Here is a 24,090-nt window from a genome sequence, read left to right as displayed (position 1 = left end):
CCGTCAGGGAACCATTCCTGATTATTGTTCAGCGCAAAAACCGCCCTGGCGAATAATTCCGGCGGCTCGTTTTTTAAGACGAATCCATGCCCGCCGGCATTATTAACTTTCTGCCAGATATCGTTATTCTCGTCGCCGCTGACCACCAAAATCCGCACCTGCGGATAACGTTGTTTTACTTCTTTGAGTAATTTCAATGCTGTACCGGAAGAGAGCCAAAAATCGATCACCAGTAAACGCGGTGGGCCATTTTCCCTAATATGGCGGTAGCAACTCTCTTCATTGGTCACCACATGCGCCTGTTTGAATCGGCAATGCGTGCTGAGAAAATTGGCGATGCCGCTTGCTACCAATGGATGGTCATCAACGACCAACGCATAATCCTGCCCCAAAGGATTCTCCTTTCGCCTTCAAATATCAGATAGGTCTGATGAATTATTATCAACCCTCCCTACTTTAGGAGGGTTTTTTCGTTTAGGAAAGGGAAATATATTATTCGAGGATTTGGATAAGAGAAAACATAAAGCCAATCGGTAATTTTAACTGATTGGTTATAAAGGATAATTTATGAAGAAACCACTTATCGCTTTAACCGTTACGATGATGGTAGCCGGTTGTTCCACCCTGAAAACCGATCAGGCCATTCCATTACTGCAGGCGGAAACCGCCAAAATGCTGGGGCTGGGATCGTCGGACGAAATTACCGTGACCAACGTCAATGGCGCACAGCCGGATGCGCTGGGCGGCCAAAAACTTTCTTATCGCGCCACCACGGAAAAAGGCCGCATTTTCGATTGCTCGTCGCTGATGATGCCGGGAATTTTAGGTTCGTCGCCGTCGCTGAGCGCGCCGACCTGTACGCCGGTGGTCACGCATAAATAATTCGCTTTGGGGGGCGGTATTACCGCTTCCTGGTTTTTCATCGTCGGAGCGTCAGCGCCGGGGGGCAATAAGCTTTTGCTTCGACGATCACTAAACCGGCGTGCGCGAAATAACGTCTCACACCTCCTCTAGTGTATTGAGTTCCCTATAACAATAAATTTCGCGACATCACGCTAACGAGTACGGAGATAGCCCGTGAATGACAAGACATCGCACCCTTTAGCGGTTAGAACACCGCTTTCCAAACTTTACCTCGCTCTATTTTCCGCGCCGTTGTTGATGCTGGCGCCTGCCGATATCGCTCGCGCAGACGATGCCATTTTTGACGGCGACTCAAAAATTACCGAATCATTGGCCTACACCGGGGACGTTTACGTCGGCCGTAATCAAAGCGGCAACCTGTTGATCGAGAATGGCAAGATCAGCGCCTATAACATCAATATCGGCCGGATGTTCAACGGCCAAATTCATGACAGCCTGGTCACGGTCCGCGGGCCGAACGCCGAGCTGAACGCGGTGAACGATCAGTTCGTGCTGCGCGGCGGCCTGAATCTGGGGCGGGGCACTTTGCGGGTTGAAGACGGCGCGCTGGCCAGCGCGAAAGAGATCGTGGTCGGCACCACCCGCGGCTACGACAGCCACCTTATCGCCACCGGCGCCGGTTCTCGCGTCACCAGCAATTTTCTCAGCGTCGGCACCGACTTAGGGGCGCGATCCACGCTGGCGATTGAAGACGGCGCGGTGCTGAACACCGCCTTTGACGCGCGCATCGGCAATGGCAGCGGGCCGGGCGAGACCGATACGCTGAGCCCGAAAGCCACGGTCACGGGGGCCAATTCCCAATGGAACGTCGGCCGCGCGCTCACGCTTTACGGCGATCTGGACGTGTTGAACGGCGCTTCGGTCAACGTCGGTAATATTCAGGTGGCGGGCGTCTCGGGCGCGCGTAAAACCGCCGAGCTGACGATCGCCGGCAACGGCTCACGGTTTACCAGCGGCAGCAGCGTCAACGTCGGCGATTACGGCAATGGCGTGTTGGCGGTCATGGACGGCGGGACATTCTCCGCCGGCGGCAACGAAGTGGTGCTGGGCAAGACCGGTTCCGGTTCTAACCGCGGCGCGCTGATTATCGGCAGCCGCGGCAACATGGATACCGGCACCGGGTTGACCGAGCCGACGCTCGGCGCGGCGGGCGCTGCAGGCACTATCGATGCCCAGACGGCGATCGCCCTGCGGGGCGGATTGTTCCGCAGCTATGTGTACTTTAACCATACCGACGGCAATTACGTCTTCAGCAACAAGATGAGCGGCGAAGGCGAGGTGATCAACACCGCCGGGCATACGACGCTGAACGGCGATCTTACTGGCCTGCAGGCGAACGTCACCGCGCGCGGCGGCAAGCTCATCATCGCCAGCGACATCAACACCCAGAAAGAAGACGACATCTTCGAGATCCAAACCCTCGGCGCCGAGAACGGCGGCACGCTGATCCTCAACGCGACGGCGGGTTCCGACGTCAATAACGGGCAGGGTTACAGCAGCGCCGCCTCGATCAAGGCCGGCGGCACGCTGGGCGGCAACGGCACGCTGGGCCAGACCGAGATCCAGTCCGGCGGCCATATCTCGCCCGGCGACGGCAATATCGGCACATTGACGCTGAAACGCTACCTGAACTTTATCGGCGAATCCTTCTATGACGTCGATATCGCCGGCGACGGACGCAGCGATCAACTGCTGGTGGCGGGCAAAACCACCATCAGCGATCAGGCCAAAGTGCAGGTGACGGCGCTGGATCCGCAAACCAGCTATAAAACCGGCCAAAGCTACCGCATTCTGACCTCGGACGGCGGCATTGAAGGCCAGTTCGCGGCGGCGGTCTCCAAGTCTGCCTTCCTCGATGTGGCGTTGAACCACAGCGCCAACGCCGTGGATCTGACCATCGCGCAGAAAGACACGGGGGGTGAAAACCCTGGCGGCGAGAATCCGGGCGGAGAAAACCCGGGTGGCGAGAATCCGGGCGGGGAAAACCCTGGGGGCGAGAACCCGGGCGGAGAAAACCCGGGCGGTGAGAATCCTGGGGGCGAGAACCCGGGCGGTGAAAACCCGGGGGGCGAGAACCCAGGCAGCGGCAAGCCGGGCATTTTCCAAACGGTGGCCGAAAGCGGCAACCAGTGGAATACCGCCGGCGCGCTCTCGACGCTGACGCAGAGCGGCCCTTCGCTGGCGCTGTACAACTCGCTGCTGCTGCTGAGCGCGCCGGAAGCGCGCGAGGCGTTCAATCAGCTGTCCGGCGAAGTCTATCCGTCGATGCAGTCTAACCTGATCGCCGGCAGCACCCAGCTGTTCAACGTTCTGAACCAGCGCATGCTGCGCCTGTTCGACAACGACAGCCTGCCGGTACCGCCGTTGGCGATGTCGCTGGTGCAACCGGCGCAGGCGCAAAACAGCGGCGTCTGGGGGCAGACCTTCAGTTCCTGGGGCAGAAACAGCGGCAACGGCAACGTGGGCAAGCTGGATGGCAACACCACCGGCTTCCTGTTGGGGGCTGATCGCAAACTGACGGACCATAACGTGCGCATCGGCGGTTACTTCGGTTACAGCCGCGGCGACTACGACGTTGACAGCCGCCGCTCCAAGGCCGATACCGACAACTACCACCTCGGTCTGTATGCGGCCGGGCAGCAGGATGCGTTCTCACTGCGCGGCGCGCTGGGTTACACCTGGCACAAGATTGAAGGCAAGCGCAACGTCGATTTCAGCGGCTTCTCGGATCGGCTGAAGTCAGATTACGACGCGAACTCGCTGCTGGCGTTCACCGAAGCGGGTTACCGTTTCGGCCAGCCGGAGATGAACGTCGAACCGTTCATCAACCTGAGCTATATCCGCCTGCATACCGACAGCTTCCAGGAGTCGGGCGGCGCGGCGGCGTTGAGCGTGCGCAATGAAACGATGAATACCTTCTACTCCACGCTCGGGGTGCGCGGCGTGACCGAACTGCCGAAGAACGTCAGCCTCTACGGCTCGCTCGGCTGGCAGCATGCTTACGGCGATAAGAACACCTCATCGCGCATGGCGTTTGCCGGCAGCGACGCGTTCGTCACGCAGGGCCAGGCCGTGGATGACAACGTGATGGTGGGCGATATCGGCGTGAGCGTGAAACTGTCGCGCGCCGCGACGCTGGATGTCGGCTATCAGGGGCAATTCGGCGCCGATACCCGCGTTAATTCGGTCAACGCCAACTTGCGCTGGTCGTTCTGATTTTCCCTCTAGACTTCTCTGGTACCGACTGGCCCGCTTGATGCGGGCCTTTTTTATGGTGAGAACTCAGTGGCGGCCTGTGGCTGACTTTCACGATAAAAAAGCCCGCGCAACGGCGGGCTGAGCGGGGGAAGGCGGTTAACGCCCTTTTTTCTTGCGCCCCGGCTGGGTAAAGCGCTTGCGGCCGGCCGGCGCAGCGGCTTTATCGGCGCTTTTCGGCCCGCCGGCGCTCGGCTTTTTCGCCGGGGCAGATTTGGCCGGGGCTTTCTTCGTCGGCTTGGCCTCTGACGAAGAGCCTTCAATCAGTTTGAACAGCTCAATCAGCTCGTCATCGGTCAGATCGCGCCACTCGCCCAGCGGCAACCCTTTCAGGCTGACGTTCATGATGCGCGTGCGTTCCAGCTTGGTGACCTCGTAGCCGAAGTGTTCGCACATGCGGCGGATCTGACGGTTCAGCCCCTGCACCAGCGTGATGCGGAACACGAACGGCGCTTCTTTCTTCACCTTGCACTTTTTGGTCACCGTGCCCAGCATCGGCACGCCGGCGCCCATGCCGCGAATAAACTCGTCGGTCACCGGCTTGTTGACCGTCACCAGATACTCTTTCTCGTGATTGTTGCCGGCCCGCAGGATCTTGTTGACCAGGTCACCGTGGTTGGTCAGAAAGATCAGCCCCTGCGAATCCTTGTCCAGGCGGCCGATCGGGAAGATGCGCTTGCTGTGGTTGACGAAGTCGGCGATGTTGTCGCGCTCGCCGTCTTCGGTGGTGGTGACGATGCCGACCGGTTTGTTCAGCGCGATCAGCACCAGATCTTCTTCATTGCGCGGTTCGATCAGCTGACCGTTAACCTTCACGACATCGCCGGCAAATACCTGGGCGCCAACGGTGGCGCGTTTACCGTTGATGAAAACGTTGCCCTGTTCGATGTATCGATCGGCGTCGCGGCGTGAGCAGATGCCGCTCTCGCTAATGTATTTGTTCAAACGAATGGATGAGTTGGTCAGCATGGGATCTCCGTAAAACGCGGACTATACATTACCCGCAGGGGATTGCGGAAGCTGTTCGATAATAGATGCAATAGCGCAAGGTGATGCAGGCCTTATTGAGACGCTTCATACCTTCACCACCCGGGTATTCAGCGGGGTGAGCGTCTGCCCGGCACTGCCGATCGGCGTCAGACGCGGCACGGGGCGGCCGCTGTCGCTTTCCACCAGCGTTGAGTGCGCTTCTCCCTCGGCGAACAAATGATCTTCCCCCCATTGGCGCAGGCCGACGATCACCGGAAACAGTGCACGGCCTTTCTCGGTCAGCACATATTCCTGATAGGCGCTGCCGTCTGCGGCGGGCACGATCTCCAGCACGCCGTGCGTCACCAGCGCGCGCAGCCGGGTGGCGAGGATGTTCTTCGCCATCCCCAGCCCTTTTTGAAATTCGCTGAAGCGGGTGACGCCGTCGAAGGCGTCGCGCACGATCAGCAGCGACCACCAGTCGCCAATCACATCCAGCGTGCGCGCCACCGGGCACGGCGCGTCTTCCAGGCTTTTACGTTTCACGGCGGTTATCTCCAGCTGCACATTCTGGTTGCATTATAAAACCTCTGCACCTAAAGTTCATTGGGTTTAATAATGAAACCAGATTGAGGTGTGCAATGAGCGACAAACTGCTGGATCCTCCCTGTGCGGCGCTGGGGCGTCTGCCGGCCGCCCTGGTGCTGCTGTTGGCCGCCGCCAGCGCCTTCAGCGTGGCCAACGTTTACTATGCGCAGCCGCTGCTGGACGCCATCGCCCGCGATTTTTCCATCAGCCTGGCGGCGATCGGCATGGTGATCACCGTGACTCAGTTGGGCTGCGCGCTGGCGTTGCTGTTGGTGGTGCCGCTGGGGGATCGGTTGAACCGGCATCGATTGCTGGCGGGGCAACAGCTGGGGCTGATCGGCGCGCTGCTGCTGGTGGGCTGGGCGCACAGCGCGCCCTGGCTGCTGGCGGGGATGTTGCTGGTGGGGCTACTGGGCACCGCCATGACGCAGGGGCTGATCGCATTCGCCGCCGCCCTGGCGGCGCCGCAGGAACGCGGGCGGGTGGTCGGCGCGGCGCAGGGCGGGGTGGTGCTGGGGTTGCTGCTGGCGCGCACCTTGTCCGGCGCGCTGGCGGACGTTGGCGGCTGGCGCACGGTGTACTTCTTCTCCGCCGGAGTGACGCTGGTATTGCTGCCGATCCTGTCGCGCCTGCTGCCTGCGCCGCGCACCGCGCCCAGCACGCTGAGTTATCCCGCGCTGCTGCGTTCGATGTTGAGCCTGTTGCGGCATGACCGCACGCTGCAAATTCGCGGCATGTTGGCGCTGCTGATGTTCGGCGCTTTCAGCCTCTTTTGGAGTTCGCTGGTGTTGCCGCTGAGCCAGGCGCCGTTCAACTTCACCCATGCCGCGGTGGGAGCGTTCGGCCTGGTCGGCGCGGTGGGCGCGCTGGCGGCGGTGCGCGCCGGGCATCTGGCGGATCGCGGGCTGGGGCAGGCGGCCAGCGGCGCGTGTCTGCTGCTGTTGACACTGGCCTGGCTGCCGCTCGGTTTGCTCGGCAGCGGCCTGGTTTGGCTGGTGGCGGGCATCGTGCTGCTGGATCTGGCGGGCCAGGCGATCCACGTGCTGAACCAGAGCATGATCTTCCGCGCGCACCCGCAGTCGCATAGCCGGCTGGTGGGCTGCTACATGCTGTTTTACGCCGTCGGCAGCGGGCTGGGCGCCTTTGCCGGCACCCATATGTACGCCTGGGCGGGGTGGAGCGGCGTCTGCTGGCTGGGGGCGGGCGTCAGCCTGAGCGCGCTGCTGTTTTGGCGGCTGACGCTGCGCGGGATGCCGGATGCCGCGGGTAAGAGCTAGCGGGCCGGCGAATGCATCAGGTAATAATCTTCTTCGCCGTCGTTGCCGGTAGAGATAATACGCCAACCGTGTTTGCGGTAGAACGTCAGCGCCTTTTCATTCTTCACCAGGCATTTCAGCGAGCCGGTGGCGGTGAAGGTGGCTTGCGCCGCTTGCAGCAGCGCACTGCCGACGCCGCGCGGCGGCTGATGGGGATCGACATACAGGTTATGAATGAAGTTGTCTTCGCGGTAGATGGAGACGAATCCCAGCAGCACGCCGCCGTCTTCCGCCACCCAAATCGCTTCGCCCAGCGTCGCGCGGTCGAAATCTTCCAACTGGTAGTTTGAGGTATTGCGCCAACCGAACGCCGCCTTGCGCGACGCCAGGTACAGCGTGCGCAGGAAGGGGCGATCGGCCTCTTGGTAAGGTCTTATTTGCATGACATCTCCCGGTGGTTTGTGCTCACTATAGCGCATGGCGCCGGGCGTGCATGGCCACAAACGGAAAATGCTAGGCGTCGCCCCAGGCGGGCAGGCGATTGACTCCGTCGCTCAGCTCCTGAGCAAGATGGCGCACGGTGTCGGCGTGCAGGGCGGCCGACGGTGGATGAAAGTCGGGCGCCCGCAACGCTTGCGGCGCGCGGGAAAGCTGCGCCGCATACTCGGCGAGAACGCGCCCGCCCTGACGTTGCACCTCGATCAGCGCCTGGCGTTCCTGCGCGGACAGCGCCGCGCCGCCGCCTGCCAGATAGGTGTTGAGCTTTTCGCTGGTCAGCAACAGGCTGCGCGTCTGGTTAAAGATCCGTTGGATATGCCGGGTGAAGCTTTCATGGTTATCGTCCGCCAGCTGCCAGGTGGGCTCCAGCGTCACCCGGGCCACCACCGCTTCGCAGCCCTCGATCTTTTGCCAGATGCCGATGGCGTTTGTGTTCTCGCCGCCGAGGAAGCGCGACAGTTCCCGCAGCACGTTGGCAACCTGCTGCCGCAGTGACTCCCCTTCGTATTCCGGCCACAGCGTGGCGTGAATGAAGGTGGCGAACCCTACCCCCAGCACGATGCCGATCAGGCGATCGCGGATCTCGGTCAGCTCGGTGACCGGGCCGAAGCTTTCCAGCAGCGCCAGGGAAAAGGTGAACAGGATCTGTACCCCGGCATAGCTTATTTTCTCGGAGCCGGCGGCGATCCAGGCGGAGAGGGCGATCACCGGCAGCGTCAGCAGCAGCAAGCCGACGAGGCTGTCGAGGTGAGGCATGATCCACACCACCGAGATCAGCGCCAGCAGGCTGCCGATCGCCGCGCCGCCGAGACGCAGCCGCGCCCGCCGCTGTGTGGCGCCGAGGCTGGGCTGCGCCACGATCAGGCAGCTCAGCATGATGGTATGAATGCCGGACCAATCGACGGCGGTATAAAACACGTAGGCGACCAGCACGGTCAGCAGCGTTTTCAACGAAAACTGGATGTAAACCGGGTTGGTCAGGGCATCGGGGGTAAAGAAGGGCACTTTTGGCGGCGGCGCGGCCTGCAGGGCGTCGGCGTAGTCGCTGCGGTTGGCGTAGACCTGCAGGAGGCCGGCCATTTCATTGAGCGGCGCCGGCACCTGCGGATCGTCGCTGCCGGCGATCGCGACGGAAAATCGCAGCGCGCTGTCGTGGCTGATCGCGGTTTGCAGCGCGCGGCAGGCGGCGTCTATCTCTTGCGCCAATTGACGCGCGGCCGCGCCGAAAGCCGGCGGCAGCTGGTAGGCCAGAATATTGAGTTGCAACACCAGGGTGATCAGCGCCAGATAACCGGGCTCGTTGGCGCGGCAGCGATCGCTGCGCATCACCGAAAAGCGCAGCAGCTTGTGCAGCTCGGTGGCGTGCTGCGAGATGGCGCTCAGATCGCGCGTCTCGCCGCCGTTGGCCAACATAGCGCGGGTTTCGTCCAACACCGCGTTCATCCGGCCCTTTAGCTGTTTCAGCGGTTCAGCCGGCAGCAGCAGGGTATTGACGATCAGGGTGAGCAGGATGGCGTAGTTGATCGCCACCCATACCCACAGCACCAGCCGTATCACCACTTCCGCCTGCGGAGTGAGATCGACAAAGCTTTGCGTGTAGATCACCACCAGCGCCATCAGGAAGAACAGCACCCCAACCTTGGTCACCCGCATCAGGAACACGCTGAGGAAAAACAGCGCGCTGGAGAGCAGGATGCGCAGCATCGGGTAGTCGTAGGTGAATTTCAGCACCAGGATAGCGGCGCCGATCGCCAGCGTGGAGCTGACGAAAAACAGGATGCCGATTGCGCGGGTGATCACGATATTGGACTGCGTGATAAAGAAGACTGCGATCAGCGACAGCGCCAGCCACGGCACCTGCAGCGTCTGCGAGATCACGATGGCGATCGCGCTGGAGAGCAGGGCGCGGATCACCAGGTTGATGCGGCTGTCCGAAGGGCGCAGCTCGTCGATCAACTGGGACAGCCAGCCGTGAGACATCGTTTTATTCTTCATGGCGCAGGTTCAGCTTGGCCACCGCCGAAGCGCCCACGCGGAACAGCGCCGGGTTGGGGGCTTCTACCGCGATCTTGACCGGGAAGCGCTGCGAAACGTGCACCCAGTTGATGTTGCGCGACACGTTGGGCAGCCCGCCCAGCACTGTGCCGCCGTCGTCGGGCTGCACGCCGTAGCTGATCGATTCCACCTTGCCGCTGAAGGTCTGGCCGGCGTCGCTCATTAAATACAGCGTGGCCGGCACGCCGGGATGCACGCCTTTCAGGTCGGTTTCGCGGAAGTTGGCGACCACGTACCAGTGGCGGGTGTCGATCAGCGTGAACACCGGTTTGGCGCTGGAGGCATATTGGCCTACGGTGGTTTTCAGGGAGGCGATGCGGCCGTCGAACGGCGCTCTCACCTCGGTGAACTCCAGGTTCAGTTTGGCGATGGCGATGTCGGCCTGCACTTCGGCACGCTGCGCGACCAGGGCTTCGACGCCGCTGACGGCGGCTTCCGCCTGTTTCGCCTGCAGCAATGCGGCCTGCAGTTCCGCCTGCGCCGAGCGCTGGGAGGTGCGGGCGGTTTCCACTTCTTCCGCCGAAACGTAGTTCTTGCCGAGCAGCTTCTGCCGGCGGTTGAGGGTGTCGGTCGCCTGCGCCACCAGCGCCTGCGAGCGTTTGACGATGGCGTTCATCGATTCGGCATTGTACTGCTGCGCGTTGACCGAACGCTGCGTCAGCTTGATCTGTTCATTCAGCGTGATCAGGCGCGCTTCGCTGGCCGCCAGCGCGTCCTGGTAAGGGCGCGGATCGATGCGGAACAGCAGATCGCCTTGCCGCACTTCCTGGTTGTCGCGGATCGGCATCTCGATGATGCGGCCATTCACCTCCGGCACTACGTCGATGGTGTCGGCATAGGCGTAGGCATCGTCGGTAGTGGGGGCGTTTTCCACCCGCCAGACGACGACGGCGGCCACGATGAGCGTCAACGCCAGGATGGTAAGCACCAGCAGTCTGCGCTTGTTGGAGGTTTGTGGTTGGGTCATGGCGTCAGTCTCAGTGGGGGAAAACCAGTAACCAGGTCAGCATGGCGATCAGCGCGGTCAGCGCCGGATACGTCAGCAGCTGCGGCGCCAGCCAGGCGCGTTTTTCCGGGGTGCGCAGCAGCAGGTGGATCGCCACCATGCCCGCCACGCCGCCGCACAGGCAAAACAGCCAGTCGGGGAACGAAGCGCCGAACACCACCATGGACGGTGCCGGCGAGCACCCGGTGAGCAACAGCGCGGTCAGGCAGGTGATAAGCAGTTTTTTGTCGGGCATAGGGCGTTCTCTGGCGATTGGCTTGGTCGACGGGCCGAATGAAATGACTCTTTTTCAGTGAGTGAGGTCACTGTTTGTCACCCCCATGCTTGCGCAAGGGGAAACTAGAATAAATACTCTACTCTAAACTAGAGGGGTTAATCTAGTTTTTTGTGTCACCCTGCCTTCGCGGCGGCAAATGGGTATAATGCGTTGATGACAGCGGGCAGAAACGAATATGCAAATCGACGAACACATCACCGGGCGAGAGCCGCAGCAGGAAAGAGGGCGGCAACGCGTACAAACCATTCTGGATTCAGCGGCGGCGATCGTGGCGCAGGATGGCCTGGCGGCGCTCAGCATGCAGCGGCTGGCCAAACACGCCAAAACCTCCATCGGCTCGATGTATCACTTTTTCCCCGATCGCCACGCGGTGATCAAGGCGCTGGCGGATCGGCATACCGAATCGATCGAGGCGCTGGTGCGCGACATGGCGCTGGCCAGCGACGACGAGTGGCGGCACCTCTCCGCTGAAGCGGTGATCCAGCGGCTGTTTTCACCCTATGCGCAATACCTGCGCGAGCACGCCGACTACCTGCCGGTGATGCGGGAAATGAACCTGCCGGACGAAAAGTCCAGCTTCCTGGCGCTGATCGCCCGAGTGCTGCAGCTGCGTCGCCCCGAGACCGCCGAGACGGAGATCCTGCAGCAAACCCGGCTGTTGCAAAGCCTGGTGGCCGGCACCTTGCATCACATCTTCAAAACGGCGCCGCAGAGCGTGGCGTTTACGTTGGCGGAGCTGCCCGGCGTGCTGAGCCTGTATCTGGCGGGAAAAGAGGGCAACATCGCTTAGGCGCGAGCGAATTTATTCGCTTGTTTGTCCGCGCCGCCGCTGGCATGATCCCGCTCAGGGATTAACGCAACGTTGATCACAACCTATTGATTTTCATGACTCGGGGTGCCCTTCTGCGTGAAGGCTGAGAAATACCCGTATTACCTGATCTGGATAATGCCAGCGTAGGGAAGTCACGGCCGCCCAACCGGCGCCGCCTTCTTGAACGCCGGTTGGGAGGAATATGATCGCTCGACCTGATGCACTACCCGGCGCTCGCGCCGCGGCCTGCCTGACTCAATTCCAACAGCGGCCTCCGCTGATCCACTGCCTGACCAACGAAGTGGTGCAATCGCTGACCGCCAACGTGCTGCTGGCGCTCGGCGCCTCCCCGGCGATGGTGGTGGAGCCGCAAGAGGCGGCGCAGTTCAGCGCGCTGGCCGACGGCCTGCTGATCAACGTCGGCACCCTCAACGCGCTGCGCGCCGAATCGATGCGCGCGGCGGTGGCAGCCGCCAATCAGGCCGGCAAGCCCTGGACGCTGGATCCGGTGGCGGTCGGCGCGCTCTCCTACCGCACCGCCTTCGCCAAACAGCTGCTGGACGAGAAACCGGCGGTGATACGCGGCAACGCCTCGGAAATCATGGCGCTCAGCGGGTTGCTGGCCAGCGGCCGCGGCGTGGACAGCGGCGACGATTCCTTGGCGGCATTGCCCGCCGCGCGTGAGCTGGCGCAGCGCAGCGGTGCGGTAGTAGCGGTCACCGGCGCGGTGGATTACGTCACCGACGGCCAACGCGATTGGGCGATCGAAGGCGGCTCCCCGCTGATGACGCGGGTGGTGGGCACCGGCTGCGCGCTGTCGGCGGTGGCGGCGGCGTTTTGCGCCCTGCCGGGCGATCGCCTGGACAACGTGGCGGCCGCCTGCCGGGTGATGTCCCACTGCGGCGGCCTCGCGGCCAGGCAGGCCGCCGGGCCGGGCAGTTTTACGCCGGCGTTCCTCGACGCCCTGTATCAGCTGCGCGGGGAGGATCTGTGATGAAACGCATTAACGCGCTGACCATCGCCGGCACCGATCCCAGCGGCGGCGCCGGCATTCAGGCCGATCTGAAGGCCTTCTCGGCGCTTGGCGCCTACGGCACCTCGGTGATCACCGCGCTGGTGGCGCAGAATACCCGCGGCGTGCAGTCGGTGTATTACATCGATCCGGCGTTTGTCGCCGCGCAACTGGACTCGGTGTTCAGCGACGTGCGCATCGACAGCGTCAAGATCGGCATGCTGGCCAACGCCGATATCGTGCAGGCGGTGGCCGAACGGCTGCGCCATTACCGGCCGGAATTCGTGGTGCTGGACACCGTGATGCTGGCGAAAAGCGGCGATCCGTTGCTGGCCCCGGAGGCGGTGGCGTCGATTCGACGCGAGCTGTTGCCGCTGGTGTCGATCATTACGCCGAACCTGCCGGAAGCGGCGGCGCTGCTGGCGTGCGCGCCGGCGGAAGATGAAGCGCAGATGCGCGAGCAGGGGCGGGCGCTGCTGGCGATGGGCTGCCGAGCGGTGCTGATGAAGGGCGGCCACCTGAGCGAAAGCGAGAGCCCGGACTGGCTGTTTACCGCCGAAGGCGAGCAGCGTTTTACCGCGCCGCGCGTCGCCACCCGCCATACCCACGGCACCGGTTGCACGCTCTCGGCCGCGCTGGCGGCGCTGCGTCCGCGCCATGCCGACTGGGCGGCCACGGTGGCCGCCGCCAAGGGCTACCTGCAACAAGCGCTGCAACAGGCGGATACGCTGGAAGTGGGGCACGGCATCGGGCCGGTGCATCATTTTCACGCCTGGTGGTGAGTCAACTTTTTGCCGCAACCGTGGTCTGACTAGTTCAGGCCCGGTTTTATGGGCGAAACCTGATTTAACCTAGGGAGAAGGACTATGACGGGACACCAGGCGCTGCGTTGCGCCCTCTTTGGCGCACTGCTCAGCTTCAGCGCGGGCAGCTTTGCCCAACAAATCGTCACCACATCGGATTTGATTCAGCAGCCGGGGTATCAGGCCAGCTGGCAAAACATGGTCAAAGGCCAGGCGCGGATGCCGGGCTGGGCGCGCAAGGGCGTCGGCACCTCTACGCCGGCGCAGAATCTGAACTGGAAGGGCAAAGAGTATCTGGTCGGCAACCTGTGCAAGCCCCACGACTGCGGCAATAACTTTTTGATCGTGGCGTTCAGCGCGGACAAATCCCAGGCCTGGGGCGTGCGGGTGGAAGTGGAAGATCGGCCGGAAGCCGTCGATCATCCGAAGAAGTATGCCAAGTACCAGTGGCTCGGCAAGCCGAATGACGACATGAAAGCGCTGCTGAAGCAGCAGTTCGAGAACAATCCCGATTGGAAATGATCTGACCGGGGGGCGCTGATGATGGCGCCCCCCGGCGTTGATCAGCCGATGCCGGCCTGATGCAGATCGTGCAGGTTGAGCGCCCCCACCAGCACGCCGTCCATATCGACCACCGGAGCCGCGCTGATGTGTTGTTCGTGCAGCGCTTCCAGCGCCTCCCCGGCGCGCCACTGCTCTGGCAGCCGATAGCCGGGGCGGGTGATCGCCGGGCTGAGCGGATCCTGCAGGCTGTTGCCCTTCACCAGCCAGCGGCGCAGGTCGCCGTCGGTAAATACGCCCACCACCCGCTGCTGCGCGTCGCAGACCGCTACCAACCCCAGCCCGGTGCGGCTCAGTTCCAGCATCGCCTCCATCACGTTGGCGCTTTCGCGCACGCGCGGCAGGCGATCGCCGGTGCGCATCAGGTGATGCACGCGGTTCAGCAGACGCGCGCCCAGGCTGCCGCCCGGGTGCGATCGGGCGAAGTCTTCCGCGTTGAAACCGCGCTGGCGCATCAGCGCCATCGCCAGGGCGTCGCCCATCATCAGGGTGTTGACCGCGCTGGAGGTGGGCGCCAGCCCCATCGGGCAGGCTTCGCGCTCGACGCCGATATCCAGTACGCAGGCCGCGGCCTGCGCCAGCGGCGACTCTTTGCCGCCGGTAACGGCGATCACCGGAATGCCGTTCTCCGCCAGCAGCGGCAGGATCAGATCCAGCTCTTTGGCGCGGCCGGAGTAGGAGATGAACACCACCACGTCGTCGGCGCCGATCATGCCGAGATCGCCGTGCAGCGCCTCCGCCGGATGCACGAAGAATGACGGCGTGCCGGTGCTGGCCAGCGACGCGGCGATCTTCTTGCCGATATGGCCGGACTTGCCGATGCCGGAAATCACCGCTTTGCCGCGGCAATTCAGCAGCAGCTCGCAGGCGCAGACGAAATTGTCATCCAGGCGCGCCAGCAGGCGCTGCGCTTCGGTCAACTCGATCTCCAGCGTTTCGCGGGCGAAGGCGAGCAGGGCGTTGGCGTTACTCATCGGGGTCTCCTACCAGAATGATATTGATGCCTTTCGCCTGCAGGGCGGCGAGGTAATCGGGGTTGATGTCTCGGTCGGTGATCAGCGTATCGACGGCGCTGAGTTCGCACACCACGTTCGGGCTCTTGCGGCCGAATTTCGAGGAGTCCACCAACAAAATAATGCGGCCGGCGGCTTCGCACATCGCTTTGCTGACGTTGTGCACTTCGTTGAAGGTGGTGACGCCGGCGTTGAGATCGACGCCGTCCGCGCCGATAAACAGCTTGTCGAAGCTGAATTGCTGAAACGCCGATTCGGCCAGGCTGCCGTGGAACGAGGCCGATTTTTTGCGGTAGGTGCCGCCGGGCATCAGGATGGTCTGATCGTTGTCCAGTTCCACCAGCGCGTTGACGATGGTCAGGCTGTTGGTCATCACCGTGATGTTATTGAACTGCGCCAGGTGCGGCACCATCTGCAGCACCGTGCTGCCGGCGTCGAAGATCAGCGAGTCGCCGTCGGCGATCAGCGCCACGGCGGCGCTGGCGATGCGGCGCTTTTTCTCGGTGTTGATATGGGTTTTACGGTCGATTGGCTGATCGCCGTCGTCGCGGCTGAGCACCACGCCGCCGTAGGTGCGGATCACCTCGCCTTCTTCTTCCAGCAGGGTGAGATCCTTGCGGATGGTGGTGCCGGTGGTGGAGAAATGCTCGGCCAGGGCGTCCACCGCCGTTTTGCCATGCCGCTGCAGATATTCAAGGATAGCGGCCTGCCGCTGCTTTGGTTTCATCGCGATTCCCGTTCACAAGAGTTGGGCATTTCCCCTCGCTGAATAATTCACTATGAAAGGTAATGTCTTTTAATGTGAAAATATCACGATTTGGGGTCAATCGCTAACGATAGTGCAGACTGGCATGCGCGATCCTCGGGGAAGATCACATCCGGGCGCAAATCCCGCTGATGCAATCCGTGTAAATGAGGCAGCGGGCGGGGCCGGGCGAAGACGGTCAGGCCGCGCAGCAACAGGCTGCCGCATACCCGCCGATCGGCGTCGAAGGCCAGCGCCAGCACCACCCGCGGACGAAAACGGCCGCCGGAACGGCCGACGCCCACGGCGCCCAGCCGGCATAAACCGTCGAAGGCGCGGTTGAAACGTTGCAGTTGCCACCAGCCGAAGGCGATTTGCAGCAGCCAGGCCAGCAGCGCGAAGGCGATCAAAGCTTGTGTCATGGGGTTCTCCTTAGGCCCCCTTCCGCGGAAGGGGGCGTCGATGGCGTCAGAACATCACCTGGCCGCCGGTGATGTTGATCGACTGGCCGGTGCAGTAAGAGGCCTTGTCGCTGGCGTAGAACAGCAGGGTGTTCAGTACGTCCTGATAGTCGCAACCGCGCTTCAGCGGCACCTTGTCGATGTAGTACTGCTCCACCTGGTCCGGCGCGATGCCCAGTTTTTGCGCGTACTGCGGCAGCAGCGACTGGAACATCGGCGACTTCAGCAGGTTGCCGAGCATCAGCGAATGCACGGTGATGCCGTACTCCGCCAGATCGAGCGCCAGCGACTGCGTCAGCCCCACGCCGCCGAACTTGGCGGCGCTGTAGCCGGAGTTGTGCTTGCTGCCGACCTTGCCGGACTTGGAGTTGATCTGGATGATGCGCCCGGCGATGCCGTCGCGGATCATCAGGCGCGAGAACTCGCGGGCGCAGAGGAAATAGCCCACCAGGTTCACCTGCAGCGAGCGGTCGAAGTCGCCCAGCGGGAAATCGGTGATTGGCGCCGCCTTGGCGATGCCGGCGCTGTACACCAGCAGGTTGGCCTGGCCGAACGCCCGGTCAACCGCCGCCGCCAGCGCGATCACGCTCTGCTCGTCGGTGGCGTCGGCTTGAAAACCGCAGGCGCTGCCTGTGCCGTACTCTTCGTTGATCTGCCGCGCCACCCGATTGGCGTTGTCGGCGTTCAGATCGGCCACCGCCACCCGATAACCGGCCTGCGCCAGCCCGTGGGACAAAAAGGCGCCTAACGTTTGGCCGCCGCCAATCACTACAGCTACTTCAGACATGGTCTACTCCTTATGCGATAAATGACAGCGTGCTGCCCAACGGGATATCGGTCGGCGTCGGGCCGGATACGTGGATCGAGCCGGGGAATTCGGCTTCGGCTTCGCCGTCGAAGCGCACGGTGACGTGGCCCAGCTCGCGCAGATTCTGCGTGGCGACGCTGCCGACGGCGGTGATGGCGTAGCGCTGCTGCGCCAGTTCCATCACGCCGCCGACCTGCAGCTCGCCGGCGGTTGCGCCGTGGCGGTGGATGAAGCAGAACTCTTCGATATCCGCCGGGGCGCCTTCACGGAAGGTGATCAGCATGTTGTCCAGCAACGCGTCGCGGGCGCAGCCGCCGATCTGCGTGATGGTGGTGTGAAAAATGGTGTGCATAAACGTCTCCCTGGGGATCACATTATTGATAAATGAAGGCCGAGGCGGCCCAGGCGATTAACACCGTCGGCGCGCCGGTCAGGAAGCGGCCGACCAGCACTGAAGGCACGCCGACCCGCACGGTGTCCTGTTTGGCTTCCGCCAGCGACAGGCCGACCGGAATGAAGTCGCAGGCGGCCTGCGCGTTGATGGCGAACAGCGCGGGCAGCGCCAGCTGCGGCGGAATATGGCCGAGGCCGATCTGTACCCCGACCAGCACGCCGATCACCTGGGCGATGACCGCGCCGGGGCCGAGGAACGGCGACAGCAGCGGGAATGAGCAGATCAGCGCCAGCGTCACCAGGCCGATCGGGCTGTTGGCGAGCGGCGTCAGGCCGTGAGCGATAAAGTCTCCGAGGCCGGAGGCCATGATGATGCCGATCAAGGCCGAGACGAACGCCATAAACGGCAGAATGGTCTTCAGCACGGTGTCGATGGTGTCGCGTCCGGCCTGGAAGAACACCGCCACCACCGATCCCATGCCCATGCCGACCTTCGCCAGCAGCCCGTCGCTTTGCTCGGTGATCTTCTTGCTGGTGTCGTAGTCGCGCGCCTTGGGCGGCGCTGCAACCGCGGCGGCGGGTGGGTTCTCCGTCGCGTCGATTCGGCTGATGTTGTGGTCACGCACGCCGGAGACATAGATGTCTTCGAGGATAAACTGCGCCAGCGGGCCGGACTGGCCGGTGGCATGGATGTTGACCGTCGGAATGCGGCGTTTCGGGTACAGGCCGCAGCGCAGGGTGCCGCCGCAGTCGATCACCGCCACGCCGATCTCTTCCGCCGGCGGCTCGCCCTCTTTGAAACCGTCGACGGCGGGCCAGCCGGTCAATTCGCTGAGGCGATCGACGATGGAAGGCCGGGTGCCGGCGGTGATGTACACCACTTTTTTGCCGGGCTCTATCGGCAGCTCCAGGGGGCCGCCCCAGCCGCTGGCGCCTTTTTCAATACGGATATAAGCACTCATGCTGCACTCCACGAATTAAAGTTGCACCTGGCGATCCAGACGGATGCCCATCTTGCGTTCAAACAGACTGGTGGTGAGATCGGTGACCCAGCCGCGGAAGAAGTTGGTGAACAGCCCCACCAGGAAATAGCTCACCGCCAACGGGCCGAGCGGCAGGCCGAGGGTGGTCAGGCCGCTGGCGATGCCGAGGTAAACGAACAGTTCGCCGGGGTTGATGTGCGGAAACAGGCCGTTCATCGAGTGGCAGCTGTAGGAGGCCGCCGCGTAGTAACTCGGCTTGTATTTCTCCGGCATGAAGCGCCCCAGGCTGAGGGTCATCGGGTTGCAGAAGACAAAGGTGCCGATCAGCGGCAGCAGCAGATAACGCGAAACGGGGTTGCCCGCGCAGCGCTGCGCCAATCGTTCGATACGTTCCTGGCCAACAAATTTGATCAGCGCGTTCATGATAACCAACAGGCTGATCAACAAGGGCAAAATGCCGGTCACCATGCCGACAAACACTTCACCGCCTTTCTGAAACAGGCCGATAAACCACTCGGCGCCGTGGGTGATTAGCTCAATCATTATGTTCTCCTGTAATGGACTGATATGGCCTGGAGCGAACGGCGGCTCTGTCGCCATGGGCCTTACAGTAGTCACTTTGTTGGGCTATTTGTTTTAAATAGATCACAATTTGAAAGATAAATATTTTATTTTGAAAGTTTAAAATGAAAGAAAGAGAAGATGAACGGCGCGGGAGGCGGGATAACGGGCACAAAAAAGCCCGGCGAACCGGGCTTTGGGACAGGCGGTCCGTCACATCAGGCGATGGTGACCTTCTTGTCCAGATAGGCGTCTTGCACGGCGTTGATCAGCGCAACGCCGTCTTTCATCGATTTCTTGAAGGCTTTACGCCCCAGGATCAGGCCCATGCCGCCGGCGCGTTTGTTGATCACCGCGGTGCGCACCGATTCCTGCAGATCGTTCTCACCGGCGGCGCCGCCGGAGTTGATCAGCCCGGCGCGGCCCATGTAGCAGTTGGCTAACTGGTAACGCACCAGATCGATCGGGTGATCGGTGGTCAGCTTGGTGTAGACGCGGTCGTCGGTGTAGCCGAATTTCACTGCGCGGTAGCCGCCGTTGTTTTCCGCCATTTTCTGTTTGACGATGTCGGCGCCGATGGTGGCGGCGATGTGGTTGGCCTGGCCGGTCAGATCGGCGCTGGAGTGGTAGTCCACGCCGTCCTTGTTGAACGCCGGGTTACGCAGATAGGCCCACAGCACCGTGACCATGCCCAGCTCATGCGCGCGCTCGAAGGCGATCGAGATCTCTTCGATCTGGCGGCGCGACTGCTCGGAGCCGAAGTAAATGGTGGCGCCGACCGCCACCGCGCCCATGTTGAACGCCTGCTCGACGCTGGCGTACAGGGTCTGGTCGTACTGGGTCGGGTAGCTCAGCGTTTCGTTGTGGTTGAGTTTGACCAGGAACGGGATCTTGTGCGCGTAGCGGCGCGATACCGACGCCAGCACGCCGTAGGTGGAGGCGACGCAGTTACAGCCGGCTTCAATCGCCAGCTCGACGATGTTCTTCGGATCGAAATACAGCGGGTTGGCGGCGAACGAGGCGGCGGCGGAGTGCTCGATGCCCTGATCGACCGGCAGGATGGACAGATAACCGGTGCCGCCCAGGCGGCCGTGGTTGAACAGGGTTTGCATCGAACGCAGCACGCTGTTGGGGCGGTTGTTATCGATCATTACGCGGTCGACGAAGTCGGCGCCCGGCAGGTAGAGATTCTCGGCGGGGATAGTGGTACAGCGGTGTTGCAGCAGATCTTCCGCTTCCTTTCCTAGCAACTGCACAATATCAGTCATGATTCACTCCCGATTAAGCTTCTTCATACACCGGCAATGCAAGGGTTTTTGACCACCGGCGCAGTAAAAAGCGGTGATTGAAGCTGTAAAGCGATGCTACCGAACTTGCTCCGGCAAGGACAAACAATAGATGCGATTGAGAGGAAATGCCATTTGCGTGGCCAAATACGCGGGGGCGATCGCCCCCGGCTTGCTAAGCGGTTGATTATTCGATCTCGAACCACTCGGTGTTCTGCAGGGCGATCGGGGTGATGGAGTAGATCATCTCCTGCAGATGATCGTGGATGGCGCGCTCCGCCGCCTCGGCATCGCGCGCTTTCAGCGCTTCATAGATGCGGTAGTGCTGCTTGATCAGGCTCTCCGGCGGCGAGACTTCGCTCAGGCTGAGGAAACGCACCCGATCCATGGTGGCCTTGATGGTTTCGATGGTCTCCCACGCCAGCGGGCAGTCGGCAAACTGGGTCAGCAGCTGGTGGAACTCGTCGTCCAGCGCCAAAAATTCGCGCGTTTGCCCGTTCTGCGCCGCCAGCTCTTGACGGTGCAGGTTATGCTCCAGCGTCATCAGCTGCGCCGGAGTGGCGCGCTCAGCCGCGCGGCGCACGATGGCGCATTCCACCGCTTGACGGATAAAGCGCCCGTCGGCCACGCGCTTGGCGGAAATTTTCATCACGAAGGTGCCGCGCTGCGGCAGGATCTGCACCAGGCCGGCCTCCGCCAGCTTGATGAAGGCTTCGCGCACCGGCTGGCGCGAAACGCAAAAGCGGGTGGAGATCTCTTTCTCGGACAGCAGGGTGCCGGGGGGGATGGTGCAGTCGACGATATCTTTGCGCAGGAAGCGATAGATCTGCTGGTTGACCGGGACGTTGTTGGTGAGACTGTACGTTTCAGACATGGCGACAATCAGGCATCTGGCTGGAATTCGAATGCCACCATACTAGCAGATTATTGGTTGAGGGCGGGGGGATAAATCCACCCGCCGGGCAGGGTAACTCAGTGATGCCAATCCTGATACTCCTGCTTGCGCCGCTCTGGCGCGGTTTCCGGCATCAGGCTCAGGCCGAGGGCCGACACCACGCCCAGCACCATCATGTAGCCGGCCAGCCCGTAGTAATGGCCGCCGGTCACCTGCAGGATCTTCACCGCCAGCAGCCCGAGAATGCCGCTGCCGATCAGCGAGCCGATCTGCCAGATCAGCGCGATGCCGCTGCAGCGCACGCGGGTGGGGAACAGTTCCGGGAAGTAGGAGGCCTGCGGCGCGTAGCACATGCTGTGGCCGAAGGTCAGCACTACAATCATGGCGATCTGCGTCACCCAGAAATTATCGAGGTTGATCGCCATAAAGAACGGCACGATGCACACCACCTGCAGCAGCGCGCCGGCGATGTAAACCGGTTTGCGCCCCAGCCGATCGGAGAGGCGGCCCATCAGCGGAATGGCGAAAATCTCCAGCAGCACCGCCACGATCATCGCCTCCAGCAGAATGCTTTCGTTGAGGTGGTTGGCCTTACCGTAGGCCAGCACGATCACCGTGAACATGGCGAAGGCGCAGGCTTCGATCAGCTTGGCGCACACCCCTTTGGCGATAAGGCCGGGATAGCGGCGGGCCACTTCCACCACCGGCCGGCTCTCCACCGCTTTGGTGGCGCGGATCTGGGTAAACACCGGCGATTCGTCGATCTTCAGGCGAATAAACAGCCCGACCAGCACCAGCAGCAGGCTGAGCAGGAACGGAATGCGCCAGCCCCAGTCCAGCATCTGCGCCGGCGACAGCACGGCGGTCAGCAGCGCGAACAGCCCGGACGGCAGCAAGAAACCGGCAGGCGCGCCGATCTGCACCCAGCTGGCGTAGAAGCCGCGCCGCGGCCGCGGCGCATATTCGGCGGTCATCAGCACCGCGCCGGCCTGTTCGCCGCCGACGCCGAAGCCCTGCAGCACGCGGATAAAGATCAACGCGATCGGCGCCCAGATGCCGATCTGCTCATAGGTGGGCAGCAGGCCGATGCAAAAGGTGCCGAGGCCGACGATCAGGATGGTGATCACCAGCGCCTTCTTGCGGCCGACCTTGTCGCCGATGTGGCCGAACACGATGCCGCCCAGCGGGCGCGCCAGGAAACCGACCGCGTAGGTGGCGAAGGCCGCCAGCGTGCTGATCAGCGGATCGGCGCTGGGGAAAAACAGCTGGCCGAAGAACAGCACCGCGGCGGTGCCGTAGGCGAAGAAATCATAGTATTCGGCGGCGGTGCCGATGGCCGAAGCGCTGGCGACGCGCCGCAGCAGCGGTTGATTGCCGGTATTGACGGCATTATGCGTGGTGACGGTCATCGGAAACCTCCCGGTCGGTAAGCGGCAGAGCGGCGACGGCGGCTTTGGCCCCCAGGCTCAGCAGTTGGTGATAAGCGTGGCTGACGGCGTGGACGAAGTCAGGCGAATCGGGCAGATCGCGGCCGAAGACGCTGTCGAGTTGCAGCAGCGCCAGGACGCGGGGCCGGCCTTCCTCGCTGCCGGCGACCAACGCGGCGAGGCGTTCGCGCAGCGGATCGCTGATGGCGATCGGCTCGCCTTGTTCATCGCGGCCGCCGACGTAGCGCATCCAGCCGGCGACGCCCAGCGCCAGGCAGTCGAAGCGGCTGCCGCGCGCCAGATGCCAGCGGATCGCGTCCAGCAGCCGTTGCGGCAACTTCTGCGTGCCGTCCATGGCGATCTGCGCGGTGCGGTGCTTCAACGCGCGGTTGCGGTAACGCTGCAGCAGCGAGTCGGCATACTGCGCCAAATCGACGTTCGGCACCTGCAGGGTCGGCGCCTGTTCCGCCAGCATCAGGTGGCGGGCGGCGCGGACAAAATCCGCATCCTGCATGCAATCGCCGACGTGCTGATAACCGGCCAGGTAGCCGAGGTAGGCGAGAAACGAATGGCTGCCGTTCAGCATGCGCAGCTTCATCTCCTCGTACGGCAGCACGTCGCTCACCAGTTCGGTGCCGACCTTTTCCCAGGCCGGGCGCCCCTGGGGAAATCGGTCCTCAATGACCCACTGGCTGAACGGCTCGCAGGCCACGCCGACCTCATCTTCGACGCCGCCCAGCCAGACAAACAGTTGTTCGCGGGCTTCCTGCGTCATCGCCGGCACAATGCGATCCACCATGGTGGAAGGGAAGGCGACCTCTTGACGCACCCAGTCGGCCAGCGCCGGATCCTGCCGCTGCGCCAGTTCGACCAGCACCTGGCGCGTGACCCGACCGTTGGCCGGCATGTTATCGCAGGACATCACGGCGAACGGCGGCAGCCCGCGTTCACGGCGCAGGCGCAGCGCCGCCAGCAGCAGCCCCGGCGCCGACTGCGGCTGTGCCGGGTGGGCGATATCATGCGCGATCGCCGGGTGTTCCGCCATCAGCCGGCCGCTGGCGGGGTGGTGGCAATAGCCCTTTTCGCTGATGGTCAGCGAGACGATGGCGATCTCGGGCTGCGTCAGGGCCGCCAGCACCGCCGCCAGCCCGTCGGTTTGCAGGTGCAGCGCCTGGCGCACCACGCCGATGACCCGGCCCCGCCAGCCGTCGTCGTCCATCTCCGCCACCGAGAACAGCAGGTCCTGTTGCCGTAGATCGGCGATCTTTTGCCGGCCGTGCTGCATGCTGATTTCGCAGTAGCCCCAGTCACTGCCGTGCTCGCTGGCCAGCCTGTCGGCGTACATCGCCTGGTGCGCGCGGTGAAACGCGCCGAAGCCGATATGCGCCATGCGCGGTTTCACGCGCTCACGTGCGTAGCCGGGCCGGATAACGGCGGCCGGCAGCGCGCTGTGGTCGGAAAGTCTCATGTTCAATGTCCCTGGAGAGGTAAGCAAAGGGGCGA

Annotated in this window: 25 protein-coding genes and 1 riboswitch; of the genes, 7 read left to right on the top strand and 18 right to left on the bottom strand. The window is 62.7% G+C overall.

The genetic code is table 11. The annotated features are described in order from the left end of the window. The coding region (locus ADK28_RS22520; RefSeq protein ID WP_048796717.1) for a response regulator at positions 1 to 392 on the bottom strand (392 nt) is incomplete at its 3' end. Between the two features lie 175 nt (positions 393 to 567). On the opposite strand from ADK28_RS22520, the gene ADK28_RS22515 reads away from it, so the two are divergent. Both ADK28_RS22515 and ADK28_RS22510 read left to right on the top strand, forming a co-directional pair. Beyond that, on the top strand, positions 568 to 882 hold the full coding sequence (locus tag ADK28_RS22515) for a hypothetical protein (RefSeq protein WP_015378764.1): 315 nt from the start codon (positions 568 to 570) through the stop codon (positions 880 to 882). Positions 883 to 1,077: 195 nt separating this feature from the next. Beyond that, a complete protein-coding gene (locus tag ADK28_RS22510) occupies positions 1,078 to 4,140 on the top strand; it encodes an autotransporter outer membrane beta-barrel domain-containing protein (RefSeq protein ID WP_048796716.1) in 3,063 nt (1,020 codons plus the stop codon). A gap of 138 nt (positions 4,141 to 4,278) precedes the next feature. Here ADK28_RS22510 and rluF read toward each other — a convergent pair whose 3' ends face one another. After that, the gene (gene rluF / locus ADK28_RS22505; protein WP_048796715.1) at positions 4,279 to 5,148 is read right to left on the bottom strand and encodes a 23S rRNA pseudouridine(2604) synthase RluF; all 870 of its coding nucleotides are present in this window, start codon (positions 5,146 to 5,148) and stop codon (positions 4,279 to 4,281) included. Between the two features lie 105 nt (positions 5,149 to 5,253). Continuing rightward, positions 5,254 to 5,694, bottom strand: a complete 441-nt coding sequence (locus ADK28_RS22500) for a winged helix-turn-helix transcriptional regulator (protein WP_025303888.1) — start codon at positions 5,692 to 5,694, stop codon at positions 5,254 to 5,256. A 95-nt stretch (positions 5,695 to 5,789) separates the two neighbouring features. Here ADK28_RS22500 and ADK28_RS22495 point away from each other — a divergent pair, with 95 nt between their 5' ends. Further along, complete coding sequence (locus ADK28_RS22495; protein ID WP_048796714.1) at positions 5,790 to 7,013, top strand: MFS transporter; 1,224 nt, start codon at positions 5,790 to 5,792, stop codon at positions 7,011 to 7,013. On the opposite strand, the gene ADK28_RS22490 is transcribed toward ADK28_RS22495, so the two are convergent. The 4 genes from ADK28_RS22490 to ADK28_RS22475 form a co-directional block, all read right to left on the bottom strand. Then, on the bottom strand, positions 7,010 to 7,435 hold the full coding sequence (locus ADK28_RS22490) for a GNAT family N-acetyltransferase (protein ID WP_016926687.1): 426 nt from the start codon (positions 7,433 to 7,435) through the stop codon (positions 7,010 to 7,012). The two genes, ADK28_RS22495 and ADK28_RS22490, sit on opposite strands and share 4 nt — an antisense overlap. A 70-nt stretch (positions 7,436 to 7,505) precedes the next feature. Next, on the bottom strand, positions 7,506 to 9,470 hold the full coding sequence (locus ADK28_RS22485) for an FUSC family protein (RefSeq protein WP_048796713.1): 1,965 nt from the start codon (positions 9,468 to 9,470) through the stop codon (positions 7,506 to 7,508). 4 nt (positions 9,471 to 9,474) lie between these two features. Beyond that, the gene (gene mdtN / locus ADK28_RS22480) at positions 9,475 to 10,512 is read right to left on the bottom strand and encodes a multidrug transporter subunit MdtN (RefSeq protein ID WP_016926685.1); all 1,038 of its coding nucleotides are present in this window, start codon (positions 10,510 to 10,512) and stop codon (positions 9,475 to 9,477) included. Positions 10,513 to 10,522: 10 nt separating this feature from the next. Then, positions 10,523 to 10,786 carry a YtcA family lipoprotein gene (locus ADK28_RS22475; protein WP_004941494.1) on the bottom strand — a complete coding sequence of 88 codons (264 nt, stop codon included), beginning with the start codon at positions 10,784 to 10,786 and terminating at the stop codon, positions 10,523 to 10,525. 217 nt (positions 10,787 to 11,003) lie between these two features. Between ADK28_RS22475 and ADK28_RS22470 the strand changes: the two genes are divergently transcribed. From ADK28_RS22470 to ADK28_RS22455, 4 genes are all read left to right on the top strand, one after another. Further along, on the top strand, positions 11,004 to 11,618 hold the full coding sequence (locus tag ADK28_RS22470) for a TetR/AcrR family transcriptional regulator (RefSeq protein ID WP_048796712.1): 615 nt from the start codon (positions 11,004 to 11,006) through the stop codon (positions 11,616 to 11,618). 91 nt (positions 11,619 to 11,709) lie between these two features. Next, positions 11,710 to 11,806: riboswitch (TPP riboswitch) on the top strand. A gap of 35 nt (positions 11,807 to 11,841) precedes the next feature. Then, positions 11,842 to 12,633, top strand: coding sequence for a hydroxyethylthiazole kinase (gene thiM, locus ADK28_RS22465; RefSeq protein WP_048796711.1), 792 nt, complete (start codon positions 11,842 to 11,844; stop codon positions 12,631 to 12,633). After that, complete coding sequence (thiD, locus tag ADK28_RS22460) at positions 12,633 to 13,433, top strand: bifunctional hydroxymethylpyrimidine kinase/phosphomethylpyrimidine kinase (RefSeq protein ID WP_033639638.1); 801 nt, start codon at positions 12,633 to 12,635, stop codon at positions 13,431 to 13,433. The genes thiM and thiD overlap by 1 nt, the downstream gene beginning before the upstream one ends. An 84-nt stretch (positions 13,434 to 13,517) precedes the next feature. Continuing rightward, positions 13,518 to 13,976: an inhibitor of vertebrate lysozyme family protein gene (locus tag ADK28_RS22455; protein WP_033639640.1), complete on the top strand. Its 459-nt coding sequence runs from the start codon at positions 13,518 to 13,520 to the stop codon at positions 13,974 to 13,976. Positions 13,977 to 14,017: 41 nt separating this feature from the next. Here ADK28_RS22455 and gutQ read toward each other — a convergent pair whose 3' ends face one another. The 11 genes from gutQ to ADK28_RS22400 all read right to left on the bottom strand — a co-directional run bounded on the left by gutQ (position 14,018) and on the right by ADK28_RS22400 (position 24,055). Further along, on the bottom strand, positions 14,018 to 14,989 hold the full coding sequence (gene gutQ, locus ADK28_RS22450; RefSeq protein WP_048796710.1) for an arabinose-5-phosphate isomerase GutQ: 972 nt from the start codon (positions 14,987 to 14,989) through the stop codon (positions 14,018 to 14,020). After that, positions 14,982 to 15,755, bottom strand: a complete 774-nt coding sequence (gene srlR / locus ADK28_RS22445) for a glucitol operon DNA-binding transcriptional repressor SrlR (protein ID WP_016926692.1) — start codon at positions 15,753 to 15,755, stop codon at positions 14,982 to 14,984. Before srlR ends, gutQ begins: the two co-directional genes overlap by 8 nt. 83 nt (positions 15,756 to 15,838) lie before the next feature. After that, positions 15,839 to 16,195, bottom strand: a complete 357-nt coding sequence (gutM, locus tag ADK28_RS22440; RefSeq protein WP_016926693.1) for a transcriptional regulator GutM — start codon at positions 16,193 to 16,195, stop codon at positions 15,839 to 15,841. Positions 16,196 to 16,241: 46 nt separating this feature from the next. Further along, positions 16,242 to 17,021, bottom strand: a complete 780-nt coding sequence (gene srlD / locus ADK28_RS22435; protein ID WP_048796709.1) for a sorbitol-6-phosphate dehydrogenase — start codon at positions 17,019 to 17,021, stop codon at positions 16,242 to 16,244. A gap of 10 nt (positions 17,022 to 17,031) precedes the next feature. Beyond that, positions 17,032 to 17,394 (bottom strand): PTS glucitol/sorbitol transporter subunit IIA, encoded by a 363-nt coding sequence (gene srlB, locus ADK28_RS22430; RefSeq protein WP_033639642.1) that lies wholly within the window; start codon positions 17,392 to 17,394, stop codon positions 17,032 to 17,034. A gap of 22 nt (positions 17,395 to 17,416) precedes the next feature. Next, complete coding sequence (gene srlE, locus ADK28_RS22425; protein WP_016926695.1) at positions 17,417 to 18,397, bottom strand: PTS glucitol/sorbitol transporter subunit IIB; 981 nt, start codon at positions 18,395 to 18,397, stop codon at positions 17,417 to 17,419. Positions 18,398 to 18,412: 15 nt separating this feature from the next. Next, positions 18,413 to 18,961, bottom strand: coding sequence for a PTS glucitol/sorbitol transporter subunit IIC (gene srlA / locus ADK28_RS22420; protein ID WP_004941528.1), 549 nt, complete (start codon positions 18,959 to 18,961; stop codon positions 18,413 to 18,415). 236 nt (positions 18,962 to 19,197) lie between these two features. Beyond that, positions 19,198 to 20,247 carry a class I fructose-bisphosphate aldolase gene (fbaB, locus tag ADK28_RS22415; protein WP_015378749.1) on the bottom strand — a complete coding sequence of 350 codons (1,050 nt, stop codon included), beginning with the start codon at positions 20,245 to 20,247 and terminating at the stop codon, positions 19,198 to 19,200. A gap of 205 nt (positions 20,248 to 20,452) precedes the next feature. Further along, entirely contained in the window at positions 20,453 to 21,139 is a 687-nt protein-coding gene (locus ADK28_RS22410) for a GntR family transcriptional regulator (protein WP_016926696.1), read from the bottom strand. A gap of 98 nt (positions 21,140 to 21,237) precedes the next feature. Beyond that, positions 21,238 to 22,569, bottom strand: a complete 1,332-nt coding sequence (locus tag ADK28_RS22405; protein WP_048796708.1) for an MFS transporter — start codon at positions 22,567 to 22,569, stop codon at positions 21,238 to 21,240. Continuing rightward, positions 22,550 to 24,055, bottom strand: a complete 1,506-nt coding sequence (locus ADK28_RS22400) for a mannitol dehydrogenase family protein (protein WP_048796707.1) — start codon at positions 24,053 to 24,055, stop codon at positions 22,550 to 22,552. The genes ADK28_RS22405 and ADK28_RS22400 overlap by 20 nt, the downstream gene beginning before the upstream one ends. Positions 24,056 to 24,090 lie beyond the last annotated feature (35 nt).

The organism is Serratia sp. 506_PEND, assembly GCF_001076875.1.
In the GTDB taxonomy this organism is placed as follows: Bacteria; Pseudomonadota; Gammaproteobacteria; order Enterobacterales; family Enterobacteriaceae; genus Serratia; species Serratia marcescens.
The sequence above is the reverse complement of the archived record's forward strand: the minus strand, read 5'-3'. Positions and strand labels throughout refer to the sequence as shown.

What these genes read in the sequence shown, in the direction of transcription:
- ADK28_RS22515 (WP_015378764.1), top strand. Translation starts at nt 568, where the DNA reads ATGAAGAAACCACTTATCGCTTTAACCGTTACGATGATGGTAGCCGGT.
- rluF (WP_048796715.1), bottom strand. Translation starts at nt 5,148, where the DNA reads ATGCTGACCAACTCATCCATTCGTTTGAACAAATACATTAGCGAGAGC.
- ADK28_RS22495 (WP_048796714.1), top strand. Translation starts at nt 5,790, where the DNA reads ATGAGCGACAAACTGCTGGATCCTCCCTGTGCGGCGCTGGGGCGTCTG.
- ADK28_RS22490 (WP_016926687.1), bottom strand. Translation starts at nt 7,435, where the DNA reads ATGCAAATAAGACCTTACCAAGAGGCCGATCGCCCCTTCCTGCGCACG.
- ADK28_RS22485 (WP_048796713.1), bottom strand. Translation starts at nt 9,470, where the DNA reads ATGTCTCACGGCTGGCTGTCCCAGTTGATCGACGAGCTGCGCCCTTCG.
- mdtN (WP_016926685.1), bottom strand. Translation starts at nt 10,512, where the DNA reads ATGACCCAACCACAAACCTCCAACAAGCGCAGACTGCTGGTGCTTACC.
- ADK28_RS22475 (WP_004941494.1), bottom strand. Translation starts at nt 10,786, where the DNA reads ATGCCCGACAAAAAACTGCTTATCACCTGCCTGACCGCGCTGTTGCTC.
- ADK28_RS22470 (WP_048796712.1), top strand. Translation starts at nt 11,004, where the DNA reads ATGCAAATCGACGAACACATCACCGGGCGAGAGCCGCAGCAGGAAAGA.
- thiM (WP_048796711.1), top strand. Translation starts at nt 11,842, where the DNA reads ATGATCGCTCGACCTGATGCACTACCCGGCGCTCGCGCCGCGGCCTGC.
- thiD (WP_033639638.1), top strand. Translation starts at nt 12,633, where the DNA reads ATGAAACGCATTAACGCGCTGACCATCGCCGGCACCGATCCCAGCGGC.
- ADK28_RS22455 (WP_033639640.1), top strand. Translation starts at nt 13,518, where the DNA reads ATGACGGGACACCAGGCGCTGCGTTGCGCCCTCTTTGGCGCACTGCTC.
- gutQ (WP_048796710.1), bottom strand. Translation starts at nt 14,989, where the DNA reads ATGAGTAACGCCAACGCCCTGCTCGCCTTCGCCCGCGAAACGCTGGAG.
- srlR (WP_016926692.1), bottom strand. Translation starts at nt 15,755, where the DNA reads ATGAAACCAAAGCAGCGGCAGGCCGCTATCCTTGAATATCTGCAGCGG.
- gutM (WP_016926693.1), bottom strand. Translation starts at nt 16,195, where the DNA reads ATGACACAAGCTTTGATCGCCTTCGCGCTGCTGGCCTGGCTGCTGCAA.
- srlD (WP_048796709.1), bottom strand. Translation starts at nt 17,021, where the DNA reads ATGTCTGAAGTAGCTGTAGTGATTGGCGGCGGCCAAACGTTAGGCGCC.
- srlB (WP_033639642.1), bottom strand. Translation starts at nt 17,394, where the DNA reads ATGCACACCATTTTTCACACCACCATCACGCAGATCGGCGGCTGCGCC.
- srlE (WP_016926695.1), bottom strand. Translation starts at nt 18,397, where the DNA reads ATGAGTGCTTATATCCGTATTGAAAAAGGCGCCAGCGGCTGGGGCGGC.
- srlA (WP_004941528.1), bottom strand. Translation starts at nt 18,961, where the DNA reads ATGATTGAGCTAATCACCCACGGCGCCGAGTGGTTTATCGGCCTGTTT.
- fbaB (WP_015378749.1), bottom strand. Translation starts at nt 20,247, where the DNA reads ATGACTGATATTGTGCAGTTGCTAGGAAAGGAAGCGGAAGATCTGCTG.
- ADK28_RS22410 (WP_016926696.1), bottom strand. Translation starts at nt 21,139, where the DNA reads ATGTCTGAAACGTACAGTCTCACCAACAACGTCCCGGTCAACCAGCAG.
- ADK28_RS22405 (WP_048796708.1), bottom strand. Translation starts at nt 22,569, where the DNA reads ATGACCGTCACCACGCATAATGCCGTCAATACCGGCAATCAACCGCTG.
- ADK28_RS22400 (WP_048796707.1), bottom strand. Translation starts at nt 24,055, where the DNA reads ATGAGACTTTCCGACCACAGCGCGCTGCCGGCCGCCGTTATCCGGCCC.